Raw genomic sequence first — 8,491 nt, forward strand, 5'->3', positions numbered from 1 at the left:
GGGTGGCTCAGGTCCGGTCGAGCAGTCGGGGCAGCGTCTCGAACAGGCCCTCGGTGAAGCTGACCAGCTCGGAGAGCACCCAGTTGCCCGTGACCAGCAGGGCGATCGCGACCGCGATCATCTTCGGGACGAAGGACAGCGTCTGTTCCTGGATCTGCGTGGCCGCCTGGAACAGCGAGATGAGGAAGCCGACCAGCAGCGCGGTCAGCAGGATCGGGGCGGCGACCTTCGCGGCGACCAGCATGGTCTTGACCGCGATCTCCGTGACGTCGGCGTCAGTCATGCGCGATCACCCGTAGCTCCCGACCAGCGCCGTCGTGATCAGCGCCCAGCCGTCGACCACCACGAACAGCAGCAGCTTGAACGGCAGGGAGACCATCGCCGGCGGGACCATCATCATGCCCATCGCCATGAGCGCGGCGCTGACGATCATGTCGAGCACCAGGAACGGGATGAAGACGACCAGGCCGATGATGAAGGCGCTCTTGAGCTCGGAGAGCACGAACGCCGGCACGAGCGTGGTGATGCTGACCGCCTCGCGGTCGGCCGGCGCCTCCTCACCGGAGAGGCCGACCATGAGCGACAGCTCGTCCTCGCGGGTGTTGGCGAGCAGGAACTCCTTGAGCGGAACGACGCCGGTCTCGTAGGCCTGCGACACCGTCATCGTGCCGTCGAGGTAGGGCTGGACCGCGACCTCGTTGATGTCGGAGAAGACCGGACCCATGACGAACAACGTCAGGAACAGGGCGATGCCGGTGAGCACCGAGTTCGGCGGCGCCGACTGCATCCCCAGTGCGTTGCGGGTCAGCGACAGGACGACGATGATCTTGGTGAACGAGGTGGCCAGCAGCAGCACCGCCGGCGCCACCGACAGCACGGTGATCGCCAGGATGAGCGTGATCGAGGTGCTCGGGCTGCCGTTGCCGACGGAGATGTCCACCCCGCCGTCGACGGCCGGGACCGTCGGTGCGGTGGGGGCGGTCGGCGCGGTCGGTGCCGTGGGTGCCGCGGAGGCGGAGTCGGCCAGCAGGGTGAGGACGACCCCGAGCAGCGCCACCAGCAGCAGGACCAGGCCCACGTGCCGGGCGAACGGGGCGCCGCGCGCCGCGCTCGGAGAGGAGGAGGTCATCAGCGGCGGACCGTCCGCTCCCGCAGCTGCTGCACGAACGTCGTCCAGCCGGCGCGGTCGAACACCGAGCCGGCCAGCACACCGCTGGCCGGCGCACCGGTCGCGGTCGCGGGCCGGGCCAGCGCAGCCCGTCGCTCCTCGACGGCCTCCTCGACGGCGTCGCTGTCCACCTCGGCGAGCAGGGTGACCTGCTCCTCGGTGGCGCCGACGACCAGCACCCGGCCGGCGATCCGGACGACGGTGACCGAGCTGGCCCGCCCCATGCGCTGCCGGGCGACCACCTCGATCAGGCCGTTGCCCTGGCCGAGTCCGCGCTTCTTCGCCAGCCGGGCGGCGAACCAGAGCACCCCCCCGACGAAGACCAGCGTCAGCAGCAGCCGGACGACCATCCAGGTCACGAGTGGTTCCCCAGCTCGGTGGCGGCGTCGGTGACGATCTCGCTGATCCGCAGGCCGAAGTCCTCGTCGACGACGACGACCTCGCCGCGGGCGATGAGGGTGCCGTTGACCAGCAGGTCGGCCGGCGCGCTGGCGGCACGGTCGAGCTCGACGACCTCGCCGGGGTGCAGGGAGAGCAGCTCGCCGACGGTCATGCGGGTGCGGCCGATCTCGACGGTGACCTCCATGGCCACGTGCCGCAGCAGGTCGAGGCTGCCGCGCTGGGTGCGTGACTGGGGGAGGGTGACCTGCAGGGCGAGGGCCGCCTCCACGGTGCTGCCGCCGGCCAGCAGGGGGACGGCGACGAACATGCCCTTGTCCCGCAGTCCGTCCATGGCGGTGTCCGGGTCCTCGACGCGCTCGGAGTCCACCCGGACCCGGCCGAGGGTGGCCGCGGCCGCCTCGAGGGCCGGGCGCAGCGCGGCGGCGAGGTCCATCCGGCCGACCGGCGAGTTGGCCAGGGCGTCGACGATCTCGGCGGAGACGACGAGGACGACGTCCCCGCTGACCTCGCCCGACAGCCGGGCGATGACCGCCGCGGCCGCCTCGGCCGGCAGCAGCACGGCGTCGGGGTCGCTGACCGGCGTGCCGGGCACCAGCTCGACCGTCGCCGGCACCAGGGCGGCGGCGGCGCGGGCGGCGGACGCCACGACGGCGATGACGGTCTCGGAGGCCTGCGAGTGCTCCACGGTGGCGGTCATGCGGTGTCCTTCTGGGCTGCGAGCGGGGTGGGCACGATGGCGGCGGCGAGCCGGCGTCGGTGGTTGCTGGCGATCGCGTCGGCGAACACCACGTCGTTGGTGGTGACCTCCAGCGGCGCGTCCTGGGGATGGCGCAGCAGGAGGACGTCTCCGACGGCGAGGGACAGCAGGTCCTCGGAGGAGACCTCGAGCGGGGAGAACCGCACCCCGACCTCGACCGGCACCTGGGTGAGCCGCTCGGTGAGGGCCTCGAAGGCGCGCCGGCGCTTGGCCTGGGCGGACTCCGACAGGTGCGGCGAGGCGGCGTTGTTCAAGGCCGTCGCGAACGAGGAGAACGGCAGCACGAGGGTGGCCTCGCCGGAGCGGCTGCCGATCCCGATCGCGTACGTGGCGACCATGACCGTGTCCGATCCGGCCGCGGCCTGGGCCAGCTGCGGGTTGTACTCGACCTCGCTGAGCTCGGGCTGCAGCTGGACGATGTGCGTGAACGACGCCGTGAACTCCGCCAGCAGGCGGTTGAGCATGTGGTTGGTGATGGAGGTCTCCATCACCGTCATGGGCCGGTCGGGCTGCTCGGAGGCACCGGAGCCGCCGAGCATGTGGTCGACGGCCGCCATCGCGATGTCCAGCGGGTAGGCCAGCAGGCCCTTGCCCGCCAGCGGCTCGATCGTGAACGTGGCCATGAAGCAGGGGTTGGGCAACGTCGCGACGTAGTCGTCGTAGGAGTGCTGCTCGATGCCGAGCAGCTCCAGCCGGGCGCCGGCGCGGAGCATCGAGGTGAGCACGGTGGTGGCCTGGCGGGCGAACGCCTCCTGCGCGATCTGCAGGACCCGGACGTGCTCGCGGGAGAGCTTGGTGGGCCGGCGGAAGTCGTACGTGCGGGGCTCTCCGCGCCTGCCGCGGGCGCCCGATGACGCTGCTGACAGCGGTCCCTGTGCGGGGCCGTTCTCGGGGCGGGTCACCCCCCACTCATCGGCGGGAGACGAGTCCGCCCTGACCGGCGGCGACGGGCGCTGCCGATCAGGGCGGACGGGTGTGACGGGTGGTGCAGGGTGTTACTGGGTGACGTACTCGGTGAAGTAGATGCCCATGACCATCTCGGTCTCCTCGTCGGTGTAGGCCTCGACGATCTTCTGCTCCAGGGCCGCCTTGAGCGCGTCCCGGGCGCCGACGACGTCGCCCGGCTGGGCCTGCGAGAAGGTGGAGATGACCAGGTCGAGGGCCTCGGAGCCGTCGACGGCGGCACCCCCGTGCCCGCCGCCCGCGGCCGCCTCGGTCAGCTGCAGGGCGATGCCCACCTTCAGGTAGCCGCCTCCCGCGAGGTTGACCGCGATCGACTCGAGGGGGAGGACCTCCCCGGCCACCGGTTCGTCGGCCGCGGCCTCGCCGCTGCCGGCGAACAGGAAGAAGTACGCGGCGCCGGCGACGGCGAGCAGCGCCACCAGGCCGACGACGAGCAGCTTCTTCCTGCCGCCCTTCGCCTCGCCGTCCTCGGGGGTCTCGGCCGTCTTCTTCTTGTCAGCCATGCGTGCCTTCCTCGGTCGCGCCGGCGTCCAGGCCGGGCAGGAGTTCGTTCGCCTCGGCGGAGGCGGTGGACATCACGACGACGTCGACGCGCCGGTTGACCGTGATGGAGCTGGGGTCCGCCGGCGGGACCAGCGGCCGGGTGTCGGAGTAGCCGTTGGCGACCATGTGGTCCTGCGGCACGCCGATGGTGGCGAGGTGACGGACGACGGTGGTCGCCCGGTAGGCCGACAGCTCCCAGTTCGACGGCCACGGACCGCCGGGGGTGACCGGCACGTGGTTGGCGTGGCCCTCGATCCCGAGGGAGTTCTGCAGCTCCCGCAGGGCGGGCGCGATCGCGTCGAGGATCTGCCGGCCCTCCAGGCGGAGCACGGCCTCCTCGGCGTCGAAGAGCACCTGGTCGGCGACGATGTGCACCACCAGGCCGCGCTCGTCGATCTCGTAGCGGGCCGCGCCCGACTGGCCGGTGGCGGCCAGGGCCGCCTCGATCCGGTCCCGCACGGCCGCCAGGTCCTGGTACTGCGCCTGCGCCTCGGTCGCGACCCGCTCGGCCTCGGCGAGGGCGGCCTGCGCGGCGGCGGCGTCGACCTCGGCCTGCTCGACGGTCTGGTCCGGCGGGATGGCCGAGCCGATGTCGATCACGCCGGGGAGCCCGTCGAGCACCGACCCCTCCGGCGTGGCGGCCGGGATGACCGAGACCGGCGTCCCGAAGGCGTCGGAGAGGCCGCTGGCCAGCTGGGCGAACTTCGCCTTGTCCACCTGGCTCATGGCGTACAGCACGATGAACAGGACCAGCAGCAGCGTCATCATGTCCGCGTAGGACACCATCCACCGCTCGTGGTTCTCGTGCTCCTCCTCGACGTGCTTCTTGCCCCGGCGGCGGCCGTGGCCGGCACTCACGCGGCTTCCCTGGCGACCTCACTGGGCGGCACGAGGGAGATCAACTTCTGCCGGACGGCGCGGGGGCTGGTGCCGGCCTGGATCTCGGCGATGCCCTCGACCAGCAGCTCCATCTGCGCGGCCTGCAGCTCGCTGACCCGCAGGATCTTGGCGCCCATGGGCAGGAACCAGAAGTTCGCGGCCATGACGCCCCACAGCGTGGCGACGAACGCCGAGGCGATCATCGGGCCGAGCGCCGCAGGGTCGCTGAGGTTCCCCATCACGTTCATCAGGCCGACGATGCAGCCGATGATGCCGATGGTCGGGGCGTAGCCGCCCATCGCGTTCATGAACTTGGCGGCGACCTTGTCCTCCGCCTTCTTGGCGGCGATCTCGCCCTCGAGGACCTCGCGCAGCTGCTCCGGGTCGGTGCCGTCGATGCCCATCTGCAGGCCGCGCTTGAGGAACGGGTCCTCGATCTGCTTGACCTGCGCCTCGAGGGCGAGCAGGCCCTCCTTGCGGGCCTTCTCGGCGAGGCTGACCAGGGTCTGGATCTGCTCGGTGGCCGGCGGCACCGCGGCCGGCAGCACGCCCATCTTGAACCAGGCCGGCATCTTCTTGAGGTCGGCCATCGTCTGGCTCGACATGGCGGCGCCGAAGGTGGCGACGATGACGAGCACGATCGCCGGGAGGAAGATCAGCGAGGTCGGGTCGGCGCCCTCGAGGACCATGAACGCCAGGAGGGCGACGAGCGAGACGACGAACCCGATCAGGGTGGCGGGGTCCACGGGTCAGCGCTCCTCGCGGGCCGGGAAGGGGACGACGGCGGCGTTCCCGTCCTCCTCCGAGGACAGTGGCGAGCGGTAGGTGCCCCGGTCCATCTCGTAGGCCGTGGCGAGGATGCTCGCGCGGTACTCGCGGATCTCGACGAGCACCTCGTCGACGCTCTCGGTGACGACGTACCGGGTGCCGTCGACGAGGAACACGACGGTGTCGGGGTGGCCCTCGACCCGCTCGACGAGGTCGGGGTTGAGCGCGAACCGCTCTCCGTTCAGGCGCGTCACACGGATCACGGGTGGGTCCTCAAGCTCGATCGGGAGGGGGAGGGGCGGCCGCGTGGCGACTCTGCCCGGCTGCTCTTGTCATCGGCCTCGCGGGCGTCGGCCTTGAGCCGAACCGGCGCCCTCACCCTGCGGGGTGACCTGCGGGAACGGCCGGACAGCGCGGCGGCCCGGCCCCTCCGGAGAGGGGCCGGGCCGCCAGGCGGAGGAGAGAGGTCCGCACTCAGCGCTTGAGGTTGACCAGGTCCTGCAGGATCTCGTCGGAGCTGGTGATCACCCGGCTGTTGGCCTGGAAACCGCGCTGGGCGACGATCAGCCCGGTGAACTCCTCGGAGAGGTCCACGTTGGACATCTCCAGCGCACCGGCGGAGAGGACGCCGCGGCCGGCGGTCCCGGCCTGCCCGATGTTGGCCAGCCCGGAGTTGTTGGCCGCGCGGAAGGTGCTGGTGCCGGCCTTCTCCAGGCCGCTGGGGTTGGCGAAGGAGGCCAGGGCCAGCTGGCCGAGGGTCTGGCGCTCGCCGTTGGAGAAGACGCCGGTGATCGTGCCGTCGTTGCCGAGGCTGAACGACTGCAGGGTCCCGGCGCTGAAGCCGTTCTGCTCGTTGGCGGTCGCCGTGGTGGGGCTGCCGTACTGGGTCATGGCGGAGAGGTCGAGGGCCACGGTCTCCCCGGCTGCGAAGCCCGGCAGCCCGGACAGGGTCACCGTCCCCCCGGAGGAGAGCCCGCCGGTGCCGTTGAACGTGACGGTCGGCGTGCTCACCGTCAGCGCGGTGGCGCCGGAGTTGGCCGTGAGGGTCCACTGGTTGGCCGTGGCGGTCTTGGTGAAGGTGTAGGTGACCGGCACGGCGTTGCCGAGGTTGTCGTACATGCTGATCGTGGTCTCGACCGCCGTGGGCGGGGTCGAGGTGGCACCGGCGAACAGGTTGCCGGTGACCGCGCCGGTCTCGGTGCGCTGGGGCGGGGTGCCCTGGCCGTAGGGGATCTGCAGTCCCCCGATGGGGCCGTTGGGGTCCACCGTGCCGTCGGGGCCGGCGGTCCAGCCCTGCAGGATCGCGCCGCTGTTGGTGACCAGGTTGCCCGACGCGTCGAAGCTGAAGGAACCGGCGCGGGTGAACAGCTGCTCGGTGCCGGCCTGGACGACGAAGAAGCCGTCGCCCTCGATCATGAAGTCCGTGGAGCGGCCGGTGTTCTGGGTGGCGCCCTGGGTCCAGTTCGTGGTGATGCCGCCGACCTTGACGCCGAGCCCGACCTGGGCCGGGTTGGTGCCGCCGCGGCCGTCAGTGGGGGACCCGCCGGCGCGCAGCACCTGGGACAGGGTGTCCTCGAAGACGGTCTGCTGACCCTTGTAGCCGACGGTGTTGACGTTGGCGATGTTGTTGCCGGTCACGTCCATCTTGGTCTGGTGGGCGCGCAGGCCGGAGATGGCCGAGAACATGGAACGCAGCATGGCGAGGGGCTCCTCGGAGGTGGGACGGGTGGGAGGCGGGCGGTCAGACGAGCGACGCGGAGATCTCGGTGATGCGGGCGACCGGCACGGCGACGCCGCCGATGTAGGCGGTCGCCTCGGCGGTGTCGGTGGCGAGGCGGACGGAGTTGACCGCGCCGGTCTTGGTCTCGCCGGACTCGTCGGTGTAGGCGACCACCCGGCCGACGAGCGCGCCGGCACTGGAGGAGCGCTGCAGGGCCAGCATCGCGGCGTTCTGCGTCGCGATCGCCTCGAGCTTCTCGACCTGGGTGAAGACCGCGGTCTGGGACATCATCTGGCTGCTGTCGGCCGGGTTGGACGGGTCCTGGTGGCGCAACTGGGCGACCAGCAGCTTGAGGAAGGTGTCCTTCCCCATCTGGTCGGGACGGTCGACGGTGGTCGTGGCGGGGGTGGAGGCCGCGGAGCCGGTCCCGCTCACCGGGGTCGTCATGGGGCTTCTTCCGTTCTCAGACGCGGACGTCCACGCCGGTGGACGTGGAGGAGGAGGGGGAGGTGCGAGCCGGCCGGACCTCGCCGGAGTCAGCGGCACCGGGCCACGTCCGGGGCCGGCCGTCGCCGCGGTCCTGCTGGCCGGTCCGGTCACCGGGGGCGCCCTGCTGGTGCGCCGAGGACCACGCGCCCCCGGAGTCGGGGTCGACGGTGGCGCGCGAGCAGGTCAGGCCGGCGCTCTGCAGGTCGCGCCGCAGGTCGGGCAGGGCCTCGAGCAGCGCGGTCCGGCCGGCCTCGGTGGCGCCGCGCAGGGTCAGGTCGACCGTCCCCCGGTCGAGCGTCACCTGCACCTCGACCGGCCCGAGGACCTCCGGGGTGAGGACGACGGTCATCGTGTGCACGCCGTCGGGCCCGCTGCGCAGGACGGCGACCTGGGTGGCCACCTGGCTGCCCACGGGCGGGGTCGTCGGCGCGGTCGTGTCCGGGAGGGCCGCCGCCACCGGGGCCGGCGCGGGTGCGGGGGCGACGCCCGGTGCGGTCGGCGAGGCGGCGGGAGCCGGCGCAGCCGCCTGCTCCTCGGGGGTGGAGCCGGCACCGGCGGACGCCGATCCCGCGGCCGCCTCGGCGACCAGCGGCAGCGGCACGGCCGGCACTGCCGGGACGCCGGCCTCCGGAGCGGGAGACGCCGGTGCTGCCGGCGGTGCCACGACGACGGTGAGCCCGGGCAGCAGGCTCGCGGCGGTGCCGGCCGCGGACGGTGCGGGCGTCGCCGGGGTCGTCGGCGCCGCGGCCGGGACCGCGCCCGGGGCCGGAGCCGTCGTGCCCCCGGCACCCGCCGCGACGCC

The 8,491-nt window shown here is 72.5% G+C and carries 12 protein-coding genes; all 12 read right to left on the minus strand.

Features of this window, described 5'->3' with window-relative positions:
* Window positions 1-7: 7 nt before the first annotated feature.
* Window positions 8-283 carry a flagellar biosynthesis protein FliQ gene (gene fliQ, locus MY526_RS16155; RefSeq protein WP_436695467.1) on the minus strand — a complete coding sequence of 92 codons (276 nt, stop codon included), beginning with the start codon at window positions 281-283 and terminating at the stop codon, window positions 8-10.
* A gap of 6 nt (window positions 284-289) precedes the next feature.
* The gene (gene fliP / locus MY526_RS16160) at window positions 290-1,129 is read right to left on the minus strand and encodes a flagellar type III secretion system pore protein FliP (RefSeq protein WP_436704475.1); all 840 of its coding nucleotides are present in this window, start codon (window positions 1,127-1,129) and stop codon (window positions 290-292) included.
* Window positions 1,129-1,518 carry a FliO/MopB family protein gene (locus MY526_RS16165; protein WP_436695478.1) on the minus strand — a complete coding sequence of 130 codons (390 nt, stop codon included), beginning with the start codon at window positions 1,516-1,518 and terminating at the stop codon, window positions 1,129-1,131. Before MY526_RS16165 ends, fliP begins: the two co-directional genes overlap by 1 nt.
* A 5-nt stretch (window positions 1,519-1,523) precedes the next feature.
* On the minus strand, window positions 1,524-2,267 hold the full coding sequence (fliN, locus tag MY526_RS16170) for a flagellar motor switch protein FliN (RefSeq protein ID WP_436704477.1): 744 nt from the start codon (window positions 2,265-2,267) through the stop codon (window positions 1,524-1,526).
* Window positions 2,264-3,229: a flagellar motor switch protein FliM gene (locus MY526_RS16175; protein ID WP_436704479.1), complete on the minus strand. Its 966-nt coding sequence runs from the start codon at window positions 3,227-3,229 to the stop codon at window positions 2,264-2,266. The genes fliN and MY526_RS16175 overlap by 4 nt, the downstream gene beginning before the upstream one ends.
* 93 nt (window positions 3,230-3,322) lie before the next feature.
* Entirely contained in the window at window positions 3,323-3,793 is a 471-nt protein-coding gene (locus MY526_RS16180) for a flagellar basal body-associated FliL family protein (RefSeq protein WP_436695471.1), read from the minus strand.
* Window positions 3,786-4,691: a flagellar motor protein MotB gene (locus MY526_RS16185; protein ID WP_436704480.1), complete on the minus strand. Its 906-nt coding sequence runs from the start codon at window positions 4,689-4,691 to the stop codon at window positions 3,786-3,788. The genes MY526_RS16180 and MY526_RS16185 overlap by 8 nt, the downstream gene beginning before the upstream one ends.
* A complete protein-coding gene (locus MY526_RS16190; protein WP_436695473.1) occupies window positions 4,688-5,458 on the minus strand; it encodes a motility protein A in 771 nt (256 codons plus the stop codon). The genes MY526_RS16185 and MY526_RS16190 overlap by 4 nt, the downstream gene beginning before the upstream one ends.
* 3 nt (window positions 5,459-5,461) lie before the next feature.
* A complete protein-coding gene (locus MY526_RS16195; RefSeq protein ID WP_436695474.1) occupies window positions 5,462-5,743 on the minus strand; it encodes a flagellar FlbD family protein in 282 nt (93 codons plus the stop codon).
* 211 nt (window positions 5,744-5,954) lie between these two features.
* The gene (locus MY526_RS16200; protein WP_436695475.1) at window positions 5,955-7,178 is read right to left on the minus strand and encodes a flagellar hook protein FlgE; all 1,224 of its coding nucleotides are present in this window, start codon (window positions 7,176-7,178) and stop codon (window positions 5,955-5,957) included.
* Window positions 7,179-7,221: 43 nt separating this feature from the next.
* Entirely contained in the window at window positions 7,222-7,647 is a 426-nt protein-coding gene (locus tag MY526_RS16205) for a flagellar hook assembly protein FlgD (RefSeq protein ID WP_436704482.1), read from the minus strand.
* Between the two features lie 16 nt (window positions 7,648-7,663).
* The coding region (locus MY526_RS16210; RefSeq protein ID WP_436695477.1) for a flagellar hook-length control protein FliK at window positions 7,664-8,491 on the minus strand (828 nt) is incomplete at its 5' end.

Origin of the sequence: Geodermatophilus sp. CPCC 205761 (assembly GCF_051383655.1) — a bacterium.
Taxonomy (GTDB): domain Bacteria; phylum Actinomycetota; class Actinomycetes; order Mycobacteriales; family Geodermatophilaceae; genus Geodermatophilus.

Bases quoted from the DNA above. Each gene is read 5' to 3' on its own strand.
- MY526_RS16165 (WP_436695478.1), bottom strand. From the start codon at position 1,518: ATGGTCGTCCGGCTGCTGCTGACGCTGGTCTTCGTCGGGGGGGTGCTC.
- fliQ (WP_436695467.1), bottom strand. From the start codon at position 283: ATGACTGACGCCGACGTCACGGAGATCGCGGTCAAGACCATGCTGGTC.
- fliP (WP_436704475.1), bottom strand. From the start codon at position 1,129: ATGACCTCCTCCTCTCCGAGCGCGGCGCGCGGCGCCCCGTTCGCCCGG.
- MY526_RS16200 (WP_436695475.1), bottom strand. From the start codon at position 7,178: ATGCTGCGTTCCATGTTCTCGGCCATCTCCGGCCTGCGCGCCCACCAG.
- fliN (WP_436704477.1), bottom strand. From the start codon at position 2,267: ATGACCGCCACCGTGGAGCACTCGCAGGCCTCCGAGACCGTCATCGCC.
- MY526_RS16180 (WP_436695471.1), bottom strand. From the start codon at position 3,793: ATGGCTGACAAGAAGAAGACGGCCGAGACCCCCGAGGACGGCGAGGCG.
- MY526_RS16205 (WP_436704482.1), bottom strand. From the start codon at position 7,647: ATGACGACCCCGGTGAGCGGGACCGGCTCCGCGGCCTCCACCCCCGCC.